Consider the following 18404-nt stretch of genomic DNA (forward strand, 5'->3'; position numbering starts at 1 on the left):
TAAGCACATCGCTAATGTGCAGATTGCCTCAACGTTATCTGCCTGATGTGCCTGTTTATACTCAGCGTCCTTTGGTCATAGGAGAAGTGCAATGGAGATCACCACACTACAAATTGTGCTGATATTTATTGTTGCATGTATTGCCGGGATGGGTTCGATCCTGGATGAATTTCAGTTTCACCGCCCGTTAGTTGCCTGTACTTTGATCGGTTTTGTTCTTGGTGATGTTAAAACCGGGATCATCATCGGCGGTACATTGGAAATGATTGCACTTGGCTGGATGAACATCGGTGCTGCTGTTGCGCCGGATGCCGCCCTCGCCTCTATCATTTCTACCATTCTGGTTATCGCAGGTGGACAGTCTGTCGGCGCCGGTATCGCACTGGCTATCCCGCTGGCTGCTGCGGGTCAGGTATTAACCATTATCGTTCGTACTATCACTGTTGCCTTCCAGCACGCAGCTGATAAAGCGGCTGAAAAAGGTAACCTGAACGCCATCACCTGGATCCACGTTTCCGCGCTGATTCTGCAGGCAATGCGTATCGCTATCCCTGCGGTGATTGTTGCTGTGTCTGTGGGTACTGCCATCGTTCATGACTTACTGGCTTCTATCCCTGAAGTGGTTACCAACGGTCTGAACATTGCTGGTGGTATGATCGTCGTGGTTGGTTACGCCATGGTTATCAACATGATGCGTGCCGGCTACCTGATGCCATTCTTCTACCTTGGTTTCGTTACTGCCGCATTCACCAACTTCAACCTGGTTGCACTGGGTGTGATTGGTGTGGTGATGGCTGTTCTTTACATCCAGTTGAGCCCGAAATACAACAAGTCTGCGCAAGCGGCGGCTGCACCGGGTGTTAACGATCTCGACAACGAATTGGATTAAGGGTGAAGGACATGGTTGATCAAACTGCAGTTAAAAAACTCACGGCCAGCGATATTCGCGGTGTGTTTATGCGCTCCAACCTTTTCCAGGGGTCATGGAACTTCGAACGTATGCAGGCTCTGGGCTTCTGCTTCTGTATGGTGCCTGCAATTCGTCGTCTCTACCCTGAAAACAATGACGATCGCAAAGCGGCTATCAAACGCCACCTGGAATTCTTTAACACCCATCCATACGTTGCCGCCCCTGTTCTGGGTGTAACGCTGGCGATGGAAGAACAGCGTGCCAACGGCGCACCTATCGACGACGCGGCCATCAACGGTCTGAAAGTCGGTCTGATGGGGCCTCTGGCCGGTGTGGGTGACCCGATCTTCTGGGGTACTGTTCGTCCGGTGTTTGCTGCACTGGGCGCAGGTATCGCGATGACCGGCAGCCTGCTGGGTCCTTTGCTGTTCTTCGTTCTGTTTAACCTTGTACGTCTGCTGACCCGTTACTACGGCGTGTCTTACGGCTACAAAAAAGGCGTCGATATCGTTAACGATATGGGCGGCGGCTTCCTGCAGAAACTGACTGAGGGGGCGTCAATTCTCGGCCTCTTTGTCATGGGGGCCCTGGTTAATAAATGGACGCACGTTAACATTCCGCTGGTGGTGTCGAAAATCACTGACCAGACAGGCCATACCACGGTCACCACTGTCCAGACGATTTTGGATCAGCTGATGCCAGGCCTGGTGCCGTTACTGCTGACCTTCGGCTGTATGTGGCTGCTGCGTAAGAAAGTTAACGCCTTGTGGATCATCGTTGGCTTCTTCGCCATCGGTATCTTTGGTTACTGGATTGGCCTGTTAGGTCTCTGATAACTGCTAAACCGGGGGATCTTTCCCCCGGTTTTTTTATGACCTGATTTTGTTGTTTTTTGATTTGCCTTTTGTGGCCGTAAGCTGGAGTTTTCATGTCTGTTACCGATATTGTCCTCGCGTTCTTCATCCTCCTGTTACTGGCCTACGCCATTTATGATGAGTTCATCATGGGTACCAGAAATGGTGAAACGCGGCTGCGCGTGAATCTCAGACGCCGTAATAAACTGGATTCCATTATCTTCATCGGTCTGCTGGCGATCCTGCTATATAACAATATCCATGCTAATGGTACTGCTGTTACGAATTACCTGTTAATTGGACTGGGCCTGATTGCTTTCTATCTTTCGTTCATCCGCTGGCCAAAAATGCTGTTCAAACCACAAGGTTTTTATTTCGCGAACACCTTCATTACCTATGACAGGATCCGCAGCATGAACCTTTCAGAGGACGGTGTATTGGTCTTTGAATTAGAACAGAAAAAGTTATTGATTCGCGTTAATGAACTTGACGATCTGGAAAAAATTTACAAGTTAATGGTTGAAAATCAGTAAGTTGAATAATATCCACCTATCTATCAGTTATAGCCATAGGTATATTTATGGCTTTTCTTCTTAAGCTTATTGATAATATCCCCTCACTAACTAAACTGTTATTTAACCCTACATTAATACCTTCTTTTATCTGCCGATAATAATTCTGACCATGATATATAATCCCTTATTTTATTTGTTGTTGTCCTGACTAAAAATATCATGATAAGGTTGCGCCGTTATTTGGGGGATATACTCGTGAACTTATCCGCAACACTTTTTCTGGCTTTTGGCATGTCTATGGACGCCTTTGCCGCGTCCATCGGTAAAGGCGCGACTCTTCACCGTCCCTGCCTGCGTGAAGCCCTGCGCACTGGCCTGATTTTCGGAATCATTGAAGCGATCACCCCACTGATTGGCTGGGGACTGGGCTTATTCGCCAGCCAGTACATCATGCAATGGAGCCACTGGGTCGCGTTTGTCCTGCTGTTTATTCTTGGCACACGAATGATTGTCGGGGGGCTGAAAGACAAACCGGATAACTACCTCGCGACTACCACGCGGTATAGTTTCTGGATCCTGGCCGCCACGGCGATCGGCACAAGTCTGGATGCGCTGGCAATCGGTGTAGGATTAGCGTTACTGGAAGTGAACATCATCCAGACCGCGCTCTTCATCGGAATGGCAACTCTGCTGATGTCCACTTTAGGGATTATGGTAGGTCGTTTTATCGGCCCGCTGTTAGGTAAATGGGCCGAAGTGTTAGGGGGCGTGATTATGATTGCAATAGGATTGAATATCCTGCTCGATCATCCCGGCTATTTGCACTGATTATACCGAAGCGCGCCGATGTATCCGAATGAGGAAATCTGTTTCACACTCAAAGGCTGTCTGAGCTTTTAAATCGGCCATTACCTCTTCTGTTGCCCGCCATGCAAAAGGTGTCATCTGTAATAAATCAAATGCCTTCTCGCCTGTAAGACTCATGTCATAGGAAAGCGCTTCAGTGCTTACCCGCTCAAAACCTTCCAGTTGTTCATCAAGATCGGCGTGCAATTGTACGTCCTGATAGATCAGACCTTTCAGCTGGTATAAATGACGCGGGCCCGGCGCGACAGTCACCACTAAACCCCCGGCTTTAACTGCCCGGTAAAGTTCCTGAGCCTTACAGGGCGCATAAATGCGAATAACCGCATCCAGAGAGCTGTCTGCAAAGGGCAGCCGGTGGCTGGACGCCACGCAAAAAGACACATCGTGATAGCGTTTGGCGGCATAACGGATAGCCACTTTAGCCACATCCAGGCCATAAACTTTCAGCGTGCGATGCTGCATTAACCGTTCAGCAAAAGCCGCGGTGTAATACCCTTCCCCGCAACCGATATCGAGTAACGCCTGCGCATCTTCAGGAATGACTTTATCAAGAATATCCGACAGGCGGTCCCGCAAAGGCTGATAATGCCCTGCGTCAAGAAAGGCGCGACGCGAAATCATCATTTCCGGGCTGTCACCCGGTTGCTTCGAGCGTTTGTGCTGTACGGGCATCAGATTCACGTAACCCTCTTTGGCGTTATCAAACTGATGATTGGCCGAGCAACGCCATTGCTGACCTGTCAGCATAAGCGGCTGGAAACAAAGCGGGCACTGATACGTCATGGAGAAAACCTGCAAGGAAAGTCTGAAGAGGCGAAAGTTCGCAATAGAGGTAAGTCTAAAGAAGGCGCCTTGTGGTTGCAACTGCTGGAAAGTGCGTATAAAAGGCAGCTACACTGAAGCCCTATCTTTTTCCTGACCGAGACACGAGATGAGTGACAGCTCAGTTTTACTCAGCCACACCCCCGGCGTTTTGCATGGCTTCGGTGACAAACAATCCTTACTTCCTGCTCATCTGCAAACCTTTGAAGCCACACGCCCGGAAAAGAAGCAGGTTCATGGCACCCGGATTGTTGATGTAACCCAACCCGGACAGGATTGCGGCGAAGCTGACGGGTTTATTACCTCCGTGCCCGGTATTCTTCTGGCCGTATTTACCGCAGATTGCCTGCCGGTGATTTTTTGTCGCAAAGATGGCAAAGAAGTGGCTGCTGTTCACGCAGGCTGGCGGGGACTTATCGACGGAATTCTGGAAAAAATGGCGCTGAGGATTAATCAGTCGGGTGATACCCACGACTGGATTGTCGCCATTGGCCCTGCGGCACAGGCCTGCTGTTACGAAGTCAGTCAGGAGTTGATTGATACATTTATGCAACAACTCGATTTACCCCCTGCCCTGATTTCGCCCCGTCATCGTCATCTTGATCTGGCTGCGATTGCAGAGGCAAAACTACAGGCTTTGGGATTCGCCGGCATTGACCATGCAGGCAGTTGCACGATTTGTACAACAGCGGGTGAAGGTTTCAAATACACCAGCTTCCGACGTAACAGCCACCAGCGGGCAAAAGACCCTTCACATCCGGGCATTAGCGGGCGCAATCAGCAATCCGGCATTATGATCTTGCGATAATACCGCTATGTCTCTGAAGTTTATAAATATCAGAAACAAAAAAACCCGCCTTAGCGGGTTTTTTTACAGCTGACGCTGCTTAGATTGCAGTTACGTTAACTGCTGACGGGCCTTTCTGGCCGTCCTGGATTTCGAACTCTACGTTCTGGCCTTCAGCCAGAGTTTTGAAGCCGTTACCCTGGATTGCAGAGAAGTGTACGAACACGTCTTTGCTGCCGTCAGCAGGAGTAATGAAACCGAAACCTTTAGACTCGTTGAACCACTTAACTTGACCTTTGATCTTTGCCATCTTGAGTATTTCCTTTGGATTGTTTAAACCGCCCGTAGGCGTTACATAGACAAACTAGAGTCGTTACTGCTTGAGGCACTAAGATTAAAATCGGCAGAGAAGCGGTATTCAACGTGAACGTCTTTACTCAGAACTTCTATACTGAAAATGCCACACATATACAGAACTGTACCTCGTTTTACCCAGATGCGTTATCACATACTCTGAATTCGATGGCAAGCCATTTTTAATCAGTGATGGACATGTCGCACATATTTGAGCCGGTTAAAGGCACTTCGTGTTCAGTTATGCTGAAATATGTTGATAGACATGCTTTTTTCTGCTTTGCAGTTTTACCTGCATATCAAACAAAACAATAACGACCTGTTTTGATTATTGATCATTTAATGCAGAACCGTAAGCGTAAAACGCATCTTTATTTGAATTTTTATTGTCAATACTGAGCAAAAGCGTCTCCCTACAGCTTGATTTCACGTGATAAAGCACTACCCGCTGTAAGGTCACGTTCGGGTGAGGGCGCGTCTGTCGGGCAAGATGGACACTTGTGCAACAGAACGGGCAACCGCGAGAACGTATGGCCAGGCATTATGATTGGTTATGCAATAATCAATTACGCCATAGAGGGATAAAATGGTGCAAAACCCAAGGAAGCCCTCAATAAATGCACCTTAATTGTGCGACTTCAGTTTGCATACTATAATACAAAAAAAGATCTCAGCCTCTTCGGATTTAAATTTTAAATCGCCCCAGACTCCTAATACATATTTCTTAAAGTGCCATTTTTGACATTATAATGAATTAAAGTTTGCGAGTTGGTTAAATCGGTATAACACTTGCGCAAACATTCAAAACAAGCTTATTCATATATAAAATATCAATATGAAAATTTAATATTAATTACCGTGATCGAAATCTCATATTATCATTCTGATTCGCCGGAAAGCGGGCAACGTTCGAGCGATTCTACGGCACCAAACGCTGCGACTGGCAAAGGCAGTCCCGCAACACTATCAGCATAATGCACTGTATCTTAAGCAAACCTTGGGATTACCACTGCTCAGCAGGTTTAACCACGTCCAGATACCCATAATTATCTCATCAGGAAAATATCCGTCACAGGGATATAATCTTTCCGGGAACATTAATTAACAACTCAGTAACCCCTTGCTTTTGTAAGTCATCACGCTGACAAACCTATAAGTGATAATACTTCTCATTTAATAAGCCCGTAATTGCACTTTACTCTCCGCTAAGAACGGGCAAATGATATTCAATCTTTAGAAATGCTTGCGCCAATTTTTAAGGGTTTAAATTCCATTTCGGGCGAATCACTTTGAGATATGGCATCCGCTAATTCGTTTAATGGTTGATCCAGCGAATCATCTGCTAATTCAAAAACACCCCAGTGGATCGGAACGGCTTTCTGACAGCGCAATTGTGAAAAGACGGTCACGGCTTGCTGCGGATCCATATGCTGCGCGCTCATGAACCATCTTGGTGCATAGGCACCGACAGGAATTGCGGCTAAATCGAAAGGCCCGAGACGCTGGCCGATGAGTTCAAACTGATCGCTGTAGCCACTGTCTCCGGAAAAATAGAAACTGAAATCAGCGTTTCTGACGACCCAACCACACCACAGGGATTGATTACGATCCCAAAATGTTCTCATGCTCCAGTGGCGTGCAGGCGCGGCTGAAAAAGTCAGATCACCAAACTGATGTTCCTGCCACCAGTCCAGTTCTTCGATATACCGTGCGCCGCGCCGTTCGAGCCAAGGTTTCATGCCCAAAGGCACCATAAACTGCACGTCAGGAAAACGTCGTAACAGCTTGCGCACGGTCGCGCGATCCAGATGGTCATAGTGATTATGTGAAAATAACACCACGTCGATCGGAGGCAACATTTCAACCGTTGCAGCGACGGGCGTTTTACGTTTAGGCCCGTAGAAGCTCAGCGGCGACGCGCGTTCCGACAGAGCGGGATCCATAAGAACGTAACGTCCGGCCACCCGTAACAATAAACATGCATGGCCTAAAAACCATAAGCGGTCATCCGTTCCGCTAAAATCAGCACTCTGCCACCACTGGGTGATGAAATGTTCATAGCCCTTCTCTGGTGGCGCGGGCAGACGAAGAGCCTTACGTTCTTTTCTCCAGCGTCTGAAATCCCCCTCCTGCTGGCTCTGCGGTTCGGCATTGGTGAAACCGTCGGGCGTATGATGAGATTTTGAAGGGTCGTAATACGGATTTTTACCAGGCATAGGACTCCACAGGAAAACGTTACGGTTTAAACGAAAGTGCGATCACCTCATTTTAAGTAGCATATTTGTTAATCACACTACAGGCAGAAAGTGAAAAATTATGTGCCAATTCAGCAACTGAATGAGGTTAAGAAAATCTTAATAACTGTGTGTTTTACTGAGGACGTTCAAAAAGGAGGAAATTTATGACCAGGAACACGACTCAACATCGCCGCCCATTTGCTGCGCGACTCACGCATATTATGCAGATCCAGACTCAATACGGGCGGCTGTGGCTCAGCTCGCGTTTTCGCCGGGTGAATGTGCCCGTTTCGCTGAAAGTCACCGGTTTCGCTATTTTGACGCTGATGGTTCTGGCGTTCACCGGCACTATGCTGCTAATGCTTGACCTGATCAGCCTGATTTCGGGCTTACTAAAGCGTCCTTTCCGTCGGGGAAATATTTACCGACGCCAGCTGATGAGAAAGCCGGTATAAAACAAAACCGTGTCAGTTTAACGACACGGTTTGAGATTACGGGGATGTATTGCTGTTTTCAGGCAGGCATACCGCAAAGTTTGGTCAGATTTCTGGCGCCGATCATGAGGGTTGCAACATAGGATTGTCTGCGGGTCACGACTTCGACCGCAACACGCGCATCTTTATACTTAATAAGATAGGTTGAAGGCCAGCCCTGCCGGCGTTTGCCATAGGCTTTTTCATGACTGTCGATAGCTGCATGAGCAACCACCAGATGGGAAAGAGTTTTATCACCTTTAATGATGCGCTTCATAATGGACTCCGCCTTAGACACAACTGTCAAAATGAGGAAACATTAATCACTTGATACGCATCGCTTTATGCGACGCTTATTCGAATCACTTCTTTGCAAAACTTTGTCACAATCTGAGTATCTCTGCGCTTTAACTTATGCGCAAGTCTTACTAAGCAGGAAACATACCATTGCTGCGCGGAGAGGCCGTTTGCTTTGCGCCTGCCACTGGCCATACGGACTGTTTATCTCAGCCAGCCAAAGAGGATCGCTCTGCAACTCTTTAAAATTAATGCTGATTTTGTTGGCGCAAATAATCGGCCACGCGTCGGAGGGGTTGTTGCAATAATCTTTGCCCTTCATACCACCGTAGGGATACCACTTCTCAGGTTCCTCTCCCGTCAGTAAAGCAATGTTGTGATTCACTTCGTTATCGTTTTCTTCCGACCATTTGATCATCAGTTCTTCCATTCTGCAAGGCACATGCGTGGAGACTACCGGAAGAATAAGACAGATTTATGAAGGTTTAGCGGGAGGGTAAACCCGCCAGAAGGCGGGTTTACGGAACCAGATTATCTTTCAGGAATAAAACCACGCAGGCTGAGAGCAGAATCATCTTCTGCTTCAACAGGAGGCACTTTGCCTCGTGCCTGTGCAGCAAGAACCTTGAGCAACTCGGTTTGCTGGCGTTGCTGCTCAGCTATCTCCTGCAACAAAGCTATTTGTTCATTTGCCCTGACACTGGCACGGCTTATAAAAAACCACACCAGCAGAAACAGTAAAGCTGAAAGTGCGCACAGCACCAATGAAGCCAGGCTGTTTTGGCCCATTGCGAAATCAAACATTGACTACCCTACCACTGAATGTTCAGAGGTCTCATCTTACCATCACCGGCAGATCAGGGAAGTCATTCACAAATCCATTAACAAAAAAACAGGCTTTTCTTACTGCCGGACTGCCGGTGGATAAGAATTTCGGTGAGCGATCGCTTAAAAAGGGATAAAGGATGTGATCGCGCACACACCCAGATCAAAGTTTCCACCCTGATCGCAATAGCTATTGAGCGCAAGCAGGTAAAGACCGATGCAAATGAGCAGGAAAAGGACGAACATCACGACCCTCCTGACATTGAAAACAGGTTTTTTCAATTTGATGGCAGGTCTCTTTTGGTTTAAACAGCGTCTATCAGGGCTCAAAGGCGACGTCCAACGTATGAATGAACAGACTGACATAGTACGACGAAAATCTTAAACAACGATATAACAAAGAGTCGGCTTTGCAGGCTAAACATCCTGCAATAATCACATACGTAAATCATATATAAAAATGCATACATTTTATCTATACATCCCTGTCCGCCAAGAGTTGACCTGCATCAAATAAAACGACTTAATCATTATCCTTCTAAAAAAAAATTTCACCTTCAGGTTTTCTTAAAAATGAACTTTGAAACTCATACAATAAAACACTACATATAGAAAAAAGAGAAACAGATAAAATAAATTATTCATAAAACAGAATCTCAGGGAAGGCAGACCATTCAGGAGAAAATATCTGACAGGTGTCTTTGTCAGCATGAGTCACACTTTGATGAGCAATGACCAGCTGATCAATAAATGGGGTTTATTGGGAAAGTATAAAGAAATTATTAGAGTTTAATAAGAAACAAAAAAAATAAAAACCGCAATAAATACAAACTAAAACCCCCTCATTTAATTAATCATCTCTGGAACTTCCTTGTTGAATTACACCATGCATTAAAATATCATCCCGCCGTCGAACAGTTCTTCTGTCTCTTCTGTTATATAAATGAAAGCATAGTGGCTGAAATAAATACCAGCTGATTCATGCTGACTATTTTTTGTTGAGGGATTAATAAATGCATGCATGGAATAAAAAGTTCTTCGTTTCTAAAATAGCGCTGGCCTGCGCTGTTGCAGTAACTGCACCTGCGGCGATGTCTGCTGATATCTCCGGTACCGTCTACGATACCTTCTATCATGACTCCACGCTGGCGAATCATATCGGATACCGTGGTTATGTAGACAATGACGGGGCAAACAACAGTTACACCGGCGGAGACATCTACTCTTCTATCAATAATTCTGTCGTTAATGGCGTTCTTTCTACTTACTATCTGGGCTTTGATAACGGCACTAATAATACGCTGAACATTACGAATACTACCGTTAACGGAATGATCACTTCCGAATGCATGACAACTGACTGTGGCGACGCTCGTAATGATTATGACCAGTCACCTTTGCAGCTGACTATTGATAATTCCACTATCAATGACACTTACGAACATTTTGATTATGACGTAACGGATGCAAATAAAGTCCGTGACCATGACAACATTGGCACCTACGATCTCGGCGTTGCGGTTACTCTGGATCAGGAAAGTAATATTCTTATTCAGAACAACTCACACGTTGCTGGTATTGCGCTGTCACAAGGCTACCAGTGGGTAGATACTGACGTTAATAATGGCAATACTTTTGATAATACCCTGACAGTCAATGATTCTGTATTGACCTCAGGCTCATACACTGAATTAGAAACTACTGGGTTCTACGGCCAGTCAGACAAACCAAGTGATTACGGTAATATCAGTGCTTCAGGCACCGGAGCCGACGATATCGCGCTTTCCGTAATTGCTAATTCTGCCGCTGATAATTCAATGAAAACGACCGCTGTTTTCAATAATTCAACAATTTCCGGTGATGTCTATTTCGAAAGCAGCTTTGACCATAACTACTATGTTGGCGGCCACGACAACAACGGTGATGGTGTACTTGATACCAACGGTTGGGATGATACCGACGAACTTAACCTGACCCTGGATAATGGCAGCAAATGGGTCGGCGCAGCGATTTCTGATGTTCAGGCAGACGCGGGTTTGTATGACCGTAGCACTAACAGCATCTGGCCTGGCTCGGTATTCAGTACTACAACGGGATATCTGAGTGGTGATCAGGTTTATCAGAGCGGGTTGTTCAATGTTGCTCTGAACGACGGTTCCGAATGGGATACCACCAAGTCTTCTAATATCGACAACCTGACAGTAAACAATCAGTCTCAGGTCAACGTTGCTGATTCCGGATTATTGGCTGACAATATTTCCCTGACCAATACATCAAGCCTGAAAATCGCAGCACACGGTGAAGTTTACACTGATGCCCTTAATCTGAACTCAGGCAGTAAAGCAACCCTGACTGAAGAAACTGCATCTTTATATGCAAACACCATCACTGTAGGCAACGGTTCTGAGCTGAACTTAGGCGCAGGACAGGTTGATACACACAATATGGTGCTGACCGATGACGGTACCTTCAATGTGGGCAGCCGTGAGTTCGTACTGAATTCCGATATGAACAATGCACGCGATAAAACTGCTGCGGATTACGTTTATGATCGCGGGACTATCGGCATGAATTCTGACGGTCACCTGGCAGTGAATGGCGTGACTAACGGTAACTATCAGGTTCGTATCAATAACGCCACCGGCGAAGGCCGCGTTGCTGATTACCAGAATAAAGAGCTTATCCGCACTTATGGCGGCAACGCGACCTTCACTCATGCAAACACCGGTGATCTGGGTGCCTACAAATACCAGGCTCAGCAACAGGGCGATACCGTCGTTCTGGCTAAGCAAGGCATCACCTCTACGGCAAATGCGGCTCTGAGCCTGCCTTCTTCTAATGCTGCAACCTGGCATATGGAACAGGATACTCTGAGCAACCGTATGGACAGCTCACGTCACACCCAGGGTGATGACAAAGGCGGCGTCTGGGTCAACTACTTCGGCGGCCAGCAAAATGGTGACAATGGCGTTGTAGATTACGATCAGGATATCAATGGCATTATGGTCGGCCTGGATAAAGTCACTGAAGGTGGTGGCGATCGTCAATGGCTGGTCGGTATGGCGGCAAGCTTCGCGAAATCCAGTTTGTCTATGGATAATGCGGATGCGGATACTGACAGCCAGTCAGCACGCGTTTACTCCAGCCTGGACTTCAAAAACGGCGCATTCGTTGATACCTCTCTGAGCTACAGCCACTTCAGCAACTCGACTGACAGCACCATGAGCAATGGTCAGCAGGTTTCCGGTGATAACTCCACTGATGCATGGGGCTTTGGTCTGAAAGCCGGTTACGACTGGAAATTCGCACCACAAGCATACCTGACGCCGTATGCCAGCATCACCGGTGTATTCATTGGCGATGATGACTACAGCATGAGCAACAACATGAAAGTCAGCGATCAGGCTTATGACAGCATGCGATATGAGGTAGGTACCAACATCGGTTATACCTTTGATCTGGGTGCCAATCAGGCAATCAGCCCTTACGCAACACTGGCATATGTTTATGAAGATGCTAATAACGATGCCGACATCAACGGCGACCGTATCGATAACGGCATTGATGGTTCAGCGGTACGCGTTGGCTTAGGTGGTCAGTTCGACATGAGCAAAAACTTCACCATTTATGCAGGCGCTAACTACCTTGGCGGCAGCGATGTTGACCAGCCTTGGGCTGCAAACGCGGGTATGAAATACCGCTGGTAATTTGCAGGTTTGAGCAAAAGTTTAGCTAACACAAAGGCCCCTTTTCAGGGGTCTTTTTCGGATTCAGATACATCAACAATGACATTCTGATAAAAATAACTTCTACTATGCATATCAATATCCTGAATAATTCAGGAACAGATATTTAGGGAGTTTCAGAATGGGTATCGTCAAGACGATTGTTGTGCTGGCCGTGATTTATGCCATTTTTCTTTTTTCAGGGTACGGCGTAACCGTCGGCAGTAGCGAGAATGCGGCGGGACTAGGCCTTAAATGCCAGTATTTAACAGCCAGAGGGATTGTCAGCTCTCAGTATATTCATTCAGACAGCGGAGTCATTGGTGTAGCGAACTGTCCGGTTTTCAAAAAAGTCGGCGAAGTGGTCGATAATCAATAACACATAGTTTTAGCTTGTCATGCCCGTCAGCACGGGCATGACAATGATTGATCAGCTGTCGTGCTTAGTGAATTTCAATTCTATTAATGAAATCGCTTTTTCAATTGCACGTTTAGTCACCGGATCCGCACCTGCCGGATGCTTGCTGAAATCAATGCTTTTCAGTTGATGTGACATCTTTTCGCGCACTTCTGCTGGCGCAATAATTTCAATCACATCCAGAATTTGCTTAATCACCAGTTGGCATGCCACCAGATCAGATTCGATTTCCTGTTCTCTGTTTAAAGATTCAGACATGAGCTGTTCCTCCCATTAGGTCATTCATAAAAATTATGGTCGCGAGGATATCATGCCCTTTATGGAAATTCTCTTTTCCGCCATTTCTGCTCTCTCCCCTACTTTTCAACCGGACAAATATCCAGCAAACGCACGCTCTTACATTTTGTTACGGGCACATTAGTTCTATGCTTAATACGATGACAAAAAAGGAGGCGCGCTATGTTCGCTCTAGTTTTGACCATTTGTTATCTGGGAGGAGGATGTGAAGACCTGGTGGTGGATGCCTTTAACACTCAGAAACAATGCACCGTTGCAATGCACCAACAGGGCTTGCGGCAGGCTGGCTGCTATCCGATAGAAGATTTTATTGATGGCTATTGGATCCCGGCGCACGAAAATGCCGATTTCTGACCCACTGTGTGGTCTTTCACAGAGTAATAACAAAAGTCTCATAAAGATTGCTAAAGTGCCCGAACAAAGGTATGAATACCCTGTTAATCATTGATATTTAACCATATTGACAGGGCAGGAAATGGCAATGACGATACGTAAAACTTATGGAAGCTTTAAAAAAATTCCTCTCACGCTTCTTCTCTCTTCCACCTTTATGGCTTCATTTACCACTTACGCTGCGACCGTTCCCGCGGGTGTAGAGCTGGCGGCCAAACAGGAAATCACCCGCAACAATGGCAGTGAACCGGCATCTCTTGATCCGCATAAAGTGGAAAGTGATGTGGAATTCAACATCCTCAGCGATTTGTTTGCCGGCCTGGTGACTATCGACAGCAAGGGCGATGCTCAGCCATCCCTTGCCGTCAGTTGGGAAACCAAAGATAACAAAACCTGGGTTTTCCATTTACGCCCAGGCATTGTCTGGTCGGATGGCTCGCCTATTACTGCGCAGGATGTGGTCTTCAGCTGGCAACGCCTGATTGATCCTAAAACCGCTTCCCCGTATGAAAGCTATCTCGGCAGCATGCATGTGCTGAATGCCGCAGATATCATTGACGGCAAAAAGCCCGCCGATCAGTTAGGGATCAAAGCGCTGGATAAACAAACGCTGGAAATCACACTCGATCAGCCACTCTCTTACTTCCTCGGTATGCTGGCGCACCCTTCCCTTTCGCCGATCAGTCAGGCAGAACTGGAGAAGTACGGTGATAAGTGGACACAGCCGGGAAATCTGGTCAGCAGTGGTCCTTTCAAGCTTGATACGTGGACAGTCAACGAACGCATCACCGCTGTACGCAACGCGAACTACTGGGATAACGCGCATACGGTCATTAATAAAGTGACGTATTTGCCGATAGCTTCAGGTACTGCCGATGTAAACCGCTATAAAGCCGGTGAAATCGACATCACGTATACTGTGCCTTCGCCGCTCTTTGCCTCGCTGAAAAAAGAGCTGGGCTCACAAGTTCACGTCAGCCCTTATCTCGCCGTCTATTACTATGCCATGAACACGCAAAAGCCGCCGTTCAACGATGTGCGCGTGCGTAAAGCGCTGAATCTGGCAATTGATAAGTCGATCATTGCCGATAAAGTGTTAGCCCAGGGGCAGATTCCCGCGTGGCATTTATCGCCGGATAACACCGGAGGCTTTACTTTCGCCAAACCAAAAGAAGCCAGCCTGACGCAAAACCAGCGTAATGCAGAAGCTAAAAAGTTGCTTACCGAGGCCGGTTTCGGCCCGGATCATCCGCTGAAATTTAATCTGCTCTACAACACCTCTGAATCACATCAGCGCATTGCGATTGCCGCGGCGTCAATGTGGAAAAAGAATCTGGGTGTGGACGCTGTTTTACAAAATCAGGAATGGAAAACCATGCTCGATACCATGCATCAGGGAGCGTATGAAGTCGTGCGTTACGCCTGGATTGCGGACTATAACGAGCCTTCCACTTTCCTGAATACGTTGCGTACCGGCAACAGCGAAAATACGCCAAAATTCAGTAATGCGTCTTATGACCAGGCACTGAATGATGCGCTGAAAGCCACGGATAAAGCCGACGTCGGCAAAGCCTATCAGCAGGCAGAGCAGATACTGATTGAACAATCGCCGGTGATTCCGCTGTATCACTATGTCAGCGCGCGTCTGGTAAAACCGTATGTGGGTGGTTTCTACGACAGCCCGCTTAATTACATTTACACCAAAGATTTGTACGTAATTAAGCATTAAAAGCAGAATATTTCTCCTTCCGGTCACACTTAACGGAAGGAGGAATAATCCCCCGCAGCTCTGCCGGTTGCCTCCCCGCCTCCCTCATCAGACTTGCCACACGCCACTCAGATGGTAGATTGTACGTAAATCACACAAACGGGAGCTGTTATGAAATTCTCGGAAAGTGAGATCCAACCGCTTTGGGATGAAGTCGCGCGCATTATCGGTGATGGCGTGATTCAGATGCGCCACAGAGGTGAGCCGTTAAGTGCCGATGCGCTGATTGGGTATCTCGATGAACAACTGGTCACGGCAACCGGCGTCCAGCGGCGCATTCTGCTCGGCGCGGCGATAAATATGCTCAAAACGGATCGTCGTTCCTGACTTAAAACCCGCATTTACAGACGGATATTCCAGACATACAAAAGCCTCGCGACCTTTTCGAGCAACGAGTCGTTTATCGATCATCAGCCTGCTCTTATTTGGATTGCGCCGCACGTCCCTGCGCAAATAAGAATATGCGCTGCGTAATGTCATCTGCGCCGAGAATATTTCCCTTTTGCTCCAGACTGGCTTTGGCATAAGCCACATCATGCGCCTGATCAACCATGCTGATCACCTTGTCGCGCGTGGGCTTATCCAGGATCCCCAGTAATGTCGTCAGAATGGCCTGATAGGCATTTGAGGCATAAGTCAGTTGTCTTTCACGTTGTTCCAGCGCGTCAATGCGAACCATCAGGGCCTGCAATTGTTCTTGATGCGTCATAGCGGCATCCTTCTTCACGGGTGGAAAATAACCGGAGACAGCGAAGTAAGAAAATCTCCGCCGGTTACTGACATTAAGTTTAGCAGAGTTAAAAAAGGGAGATGTTGAACGCGGATGACCAGCAATGTAAACCGTTGTTCAATGAGCCGTTAATCCCCAGTGCAGATGTAACCGTTGCTTAACTCAAACGACCGCCTGCGTCGGGCTTCTCATGGCGCGATGCGTAACACTGGCAGTACCTGCTTACAGATAGCAAAAGGACAGCCAGCTATCTGATATGACATTTTCTGCCACAGCATTATTTGTTCATTTCGGGAGAGATCAGGTGAAAAAAGCGGTTCTGGTTCTGGGGATATCGATGGCAATGGCGGGCATGCTTTTGATGAGTTCACTGGCGCAGGCAGAAGGCTGTTTGAAAGGTGCGGTAGTCGGTGGCGTTGCAGGTCATCTGAAACATCACGCCGTCATCGGGGCCGTAGCAGGATGTGCCATCGGGCATCATCTGGCCGCACAGGCAAAGAAACAACAGGCGGCAACCGGTAAATAATCCTGTCAGGGCAGACAATGCCCTGACGGACTAAAACGTTATTCCGGCCCGACAACCACGCGGTTACGCCCTTCCTGCTTGGCTTTATATAATGCCTCATCGGCTCGTTTGAGTGACGTCTCCGGTTCGCCCTGCTGCTGATTCCAGTATGAAACACCTAATGAAATTGTGATCGGGCGGATCCCCGGCAGTACCAGTGTTTCCACGTTCTGACGCAGGCGTTCTGCAATCATTTGTGCCTCTGCCAGGGTGGTATCCGGCAGCAACACCAGAAACTCTTCCCCGCCCACGCGGCACAAAATGTCACTTTCACGGGCGTTATGACGGATTTGTTCAGCCAGTGATTTGATCACTTCATCACCGGTATCATGGCCGTAGGAATCATTGATCGTCTTAAAGTGATCGATATCCAACGCAATGGCAGAAAACTGCTGACGCATCTGCACCACAGATTCCATCGCCATCGCCAGCCCGCGCCGGTTAAAAAGCCCTGTCATCGGATCGGTCTGCGTCTCGAATTTCAGTTTGCCGATTTTCTTCTGCAATAAATTAATGCCGATCAGCAACGCTCGTTTGAGCTGGTTCGACTCGAAATACCAGGACGGAATTTCGCGGATGTTGGTAGAAATATCCGGTTTATCCATTTCGTTCGCACTGCGCGCCAGTAACCAAAGCGGACGTGCGATCATTCGGGAGAACAGCCAGACACACATCAGGGTCAACAGCGCCAGCGGCGTCAGGTGCTTGAGCACTTTGACCATCAGCCCCTCGAGCGGTTTGAGAGTGGAATCAGTTGGCCGCTGAGTAATAATTTCCCAGCCCGATGAAGGAACAACGGCGTAACCGGCGAGCATGTTCTGCCCCGCCAGATTAGTGACCATCAGGCTACCGTTGGATTCTTTTCTGGCGGCTTCGGTCAGCGGACGGGGCTTCACCACTTCTCCGATGCGATAGGCATCCGGGTGATAGAGAATACGTCGCTCTTTATCAAGCACGGCAATATAAGAACCGTCACGATAATAATGCTCGCCCAGCAGCTCATTTAAAATGCTCTTCTGCCGCAGGTAAATGGTGCCTGCGATATACCCCAGGTATTTGCCCTCAGCCGTGATAACCGGCGTCGAAATTACAATCACCAGATTCTGAGCCGCTGAGATATAGGGCTGACTGATGAGCGGACGCCGTTCATTCAGCGCCTGAATAGCGCCGGGGGTATTCAGGATATGGCCCACCAGTTGCAGGCTGTCAGGTGACGTCGCCAGGATCCGCCCTTGTACATTGGTTAGCACCACGGAGTTAAAGCTGTCAGTCTGGTATTTGAGTCGTGCAGTTTCAGATTGCAGAACAGCAGGATCGTCAAAATGTCTCGCCGCGATCACACTGCTGTAGGCAAGCTGTTTCTGCATACTTTTTAGAAACTGTTCGGTGCTGGCTGCCAGTTTCGTCGCGTAAACGCGGTTCTCTTCGAGCGTATTGTCGATAAGTAACTGGCGCTGAACACGATAGCTGGCATAAAAGCTGTTGGCGAGTGTCACAAAGGCGCTCATCACGGCTAAAATCAGGATCAGGCGGCGCAGATCAATACGGAACAGAGAGCTTGAAAGGA

At 47.7% G+C, this 18404-nt stretch carries 23 protein-coding genes; 12 read left to right on the forward strand and 11 right to left on the reverse strand.

Translation table 11 applies throughout. The features are described from left to right. Nucleotides 1–91 precede the first annotated feature (91 nt). From D5398_RS01535 to mntP, 4 genes are all read left to right on the forward strand, one after another. Nucleotides 92–889 carry a PTS mannose/fructose/sorbose transporter subunit IIC gene (locus tag D5398_RS01535; protein ID WP_112291058.1) on the forward strand — a complete coding sequence of 266 codons (798 nt, stop codon included), beginning with the start codon at nucleotides 92–94 and terminating at the stop codon, nucleotides 887–889. An 11-nt stretch (nucleotides 890–900) separates the two neighbouring features. Continuing rightward, nucleotides 901–1743, forward strand: coding sequence for a PTS mannose transporter subunit IID (locus D5398_RS01540; RefSeq protein ID WP_120506051.1), 843 nt, complete (start codon nucleotides 901–903; stop codon nucleotides 1741–1743). A 95-nt stretch (nucleotides 1744–1838) separates the two neighbouring features. Then, on the forward strand, nucleotides 1839–2297 hold the full coding sequence (locus D5398_RS01545) for a DUF986 family protein (protein ID WP_120506052.1): 459 nt from the start codon (nucleotides 1839–1841) through the stop codon (nucleotides 2295–2297). Between the two features lie 237 nt (nucleotides 2298–2534). Next, nucleotides 2535–3107, forward strand: a complete 573-nt coding sequence (gene mntP, locus D5398_RS01550) for a manganese efflux pump MntP (RefSeq protein WP_120506053.1) — start codon at nucleotides 2535–2537, stop codon at nucleotides 3105–3107. Here mntP and rlmA read toward each other — a convergent pair whose 3' ends face one another. Next, nucleotides 3108–3929: a 23S rRNA (guanine(745)-N(1))-methyltransferase gene (gene rlmA, locus D5398_RS01555; protein ID WP_120506054.1), complete on the reverse strand. Its 822-nt coding sequence runs from the start codon at nucleotides 3927–3929 to the stop codon at nucleotides 3108–3110. Nucleotides 3930–4077: 148 nt separating this feature from the next. Between rlmA and pgeF the strand changes: the two genes are divergently transcribed. Further along, the gene (gene pgeF, locus D5398_RS01560; protein ID WP_120506055.1) at nucleotides 4078–4776 is read left to right on the forward strand and encodes a peptidoglycan editing factor PgeF; all 699 of its coding nucleotides are present in this window, start codon (nucleotides 4078–4080) and stop codon (nucleotides 4774–4776) included. 79 nt (nucleotides 4777–4855) lie between these two features. Here the strand turns inward: pgeF and cspE are convergent, their stop codons facing one another. From cspE to D5398_RS01575, 3 genes are all read right to left on the reverse strand, one after another. Then, on the reverse strand, nucleotides 4856–5065 hold the full coding sequence (cspE, locus tag D5398_RS01565; protein ID WP_002221949.1) for a transcription antiterminator/RNA stability regulator CspE: 210 nt from the start codon (nucleotides 5063–5065) through the stop codon (nucleotides 4856–4858). 41 nt (nucleotides 5066–5106) lie between these two features. Further along, nucleotides 5107–5223 carry a DUF2627 domain-containing protein gene (locus D5398_RS01570; RefSeq protein WP_072010221.1) on the reverse strand — a complete coding sequence of 39 codons (117 nt, stop codon included), beginning with the start codon at nucleotides 5221–5223 and terminating at the stop codon, nucleotides 5107–5109. A gap of 1112 nt (nucleotides 5224–6335) precedes the next feature. After that, nucleotides 6336–7325, reverse strand: coding sequence for an MBL fold metallo-hydrolase (locus D5398_RS01575; RefSeq protein ID WP_120506056.1), 990 nt, complete (start codon nucleotides 7323–7325; stop codon nucleotides 6336–6338). Nucleotides 7326–7510: 185 nt separating this feature from the next. Between D5398_RS01575 and D5398_RS01580 the strand changes: the two genes are divergently transcribed. Continuing rightward, nucleotides 7511–7801, forward strand: coding sequence for a hypothetical protein (locus tag D5398_RS01580; RefSeq protein ID WP_120506057.1), 291 nt, complete (start codon nucleotides 7511–7513; stop codon nucleotides 7799–7801). A gap of 58 nt (nucleotides 7802–7859) precedes the next feature. On the opposite strand, the gene D5398_RS01585 is transcribed toward D5398_RS01580, so the two are convergent. From D5398_RS01585 to mgrB, 4 genes are all read right to left on the reverse strand, one after another. After that, entirely contained in the window at nucleotides 7860–8096 is a 237-nt protein-coding gene (locus tag D5398_RS01585) for a DUF4060 family protein (RefSeq protein ID WP_013576199.1), read from the reverse strand. A 135-nt stretch (nucleotides 8097–8231) separates the two neighbouring features. After that, nucleotides 8232–8534 carry a phage protein NinX family protein gene (locus D5398_RS01590; RefSeq protein ID WP_120506058.1) on the reverse strand — a complete coding sequence of 101 codons (303 nt, stop codon included), beginning with the start codon at nucleotides 8532–8534 and terminating at the stop codon, nucleotides 8232–8234. A gap of 113 nt (nucleotides 8535–8647) precedes the next feature. Beyond that, nucleotides 8648–8920, reverse strand: coding sequence for a YebO family protein (locus D5398_RS01595; protein ID WP_120506059.1), 273 nt, complete (start codon nucleotides 8918–8920; stop codon nucleotides 8648–8650). A gap of 144 nt (nucleotides 8921–9064) precedes the next feature. After that, the gene (mgrB, locus tag D5398_RS25880) at nucleotides 9065–9187 is read right to left on the reverse strand and encodes a PhoP/PhoQ regulatory lipoprotein MgrB (protein WP_162940700.1); all 123 of its coding nucleotides are present in this window, start codon (nucleotides 9185–9187) and stop codon (nucleotides 9065–9067) included. 767 nt (nucleotides 9188–9954) lie between these two features. Between mgrB and D5398_RS01605 the strand changes: the two genes are divergently transcribed. Together D5398_RS01605 and D5398_RS01610 are read left to right on the forward strand one after the other, a co-directional pair. Further along, on the forward strand, nucleotides 9955–12648 hold the full coding sequence (locus D5398_RS01605) for an autotransporter outer membrane beta-barrel domain-containing protein (protein WP_120506061.1): 2694 nt from the start codon (nucleotides 9955–9957) through the stop codon (nucleotides 12646–12648). A 160-nt stretch (nucleotides 12649–12808) separates the two neighbouring features. After that, a complete protein-coding gene (locus D5398_RS01610; protein ID WP_120506062.1) occupies nucleotides 12809–13045 on the forward strand; it encodes a YobH family protein in 237 nt (78 codons plus the stop codon). Between the two features lie 51 nt (nucleotides 13046–13096). Here the strand turns inward: D5398_RS01610 and D5398_RS01615 are convergent, their stop codons facing one another. Further along, nucleotides 13097–13342 (reverse strand): DUF2766 family protein, encoded by a 246-nt coding sequence (locus tag D5398_RS01615; protein ID WP_015697897.1) that lies wholly within the window; start codon nucleotides 13340–13342, stop codon nucleotides 13097–13099. 201 nt (nucleotides 13343–13543) lie between these two features. Here D5398_RS01615 and D5398_RS01620 point away from each other — a divergent pair, with 201 nt between their 5' ends. The 3 genes from D5398_RS01620 (at nucleotide 13544) to D5398_RS01630 (ending at nucleotide 15869) form a co-directional block, all read left to right on the forward strand. Beyond that, a complete protein-coding gene (locus D5398_RS01620) occupies nucleotides 13544–13735 on the forward strand; it encodes a YdfD/YebW family protein (RefSeq protein WP_095921376.1) in 192 nt (63 codons plus the stop codon). Nucleotides 13736–13862: 127 nt separating this feature from the next. Then, nucleotides 13863–15503, forward strand: a complete 1641-nt coding sequence (locus D5398_RS01625; protein WP_120506063.1) for an ABC transporter substrate-binding protein — start codon at nucleotides 13863–13865, stop codon at nucleotides 15501–15503. 150 nt (nucleotides 15504–15653) lie between these two features. Then, on the forward strand, nucleotides 15654–15869 hold the full coding sequence (locus D5398_RS01630) for a hypothetical protein (protein WP_120506064.1): 216 nt from the start codon (nucleotides 15654–15656) through the stop codon (nucleotides 15867–15869). A 94-nt stretch (nucleotides 15870–15963) separates the two neighbouring features. On the opposite strand, the gene D5398_RS01635 is transcribed toward D5398_RS01630, so the two are convergent. Continuing rightward, complete coding sequence (locus D5398_RS01635; RefSeq protein WP_120506065.1) at nucleotides 15964–16251, reverse strand: hypothetical protein; 288 nt, start codon at nucleotides 16249–16251, stop codon at nucleotides 15964–15966. A 358-nt stretch (nucleotides 16252–16609) separates the two neighbouring features. Between D5398_RS01635 and D5398_RS01640 the strand changes: the two genes are divergently transcribed. Beyond that, nucleotides 16610–16798: a hypothetical protein gene (locus D5398_RS01640; protein WP_120506654.1), complete on the forward strand. Its 189-nt coding sequence runs from the start codon at nucleotides 16610–16612 to the stop codon at nucleotides 16796–16798. Between the two features lie 38 nt (nucleotides 16799–16836). Here the strand turns inward: D5398_RS01640 and D5398_RS01645 are convergent, their stop codons facing one another. After that, the gene (locus D5398_RS01645) at nucleotides 16837–18345 is read right to left on the reverse strand and encodes a sensor domain-containing diguanylate cyclase (protein WP_120506655.1); all 1509 of its coding nucleotides are present in this window, start codon (nucleotides 18343–18345) and stop codon (nucleotides 16837–16839) included. Nucleotides 18346–18404: the final 59 nt, after the last annotated feature.

The sequence above is a fragment of the Rahnella bruchi genome (assembly GCF_003614975.1).
In the GTDB taxonomy this organism is placed as follows: Bacteria; Pseudomonadota; Gammaproteobacteria; order Enterobacterales; family Enterobacteriaceae; genus Rahnella; species Rahnella bruchi.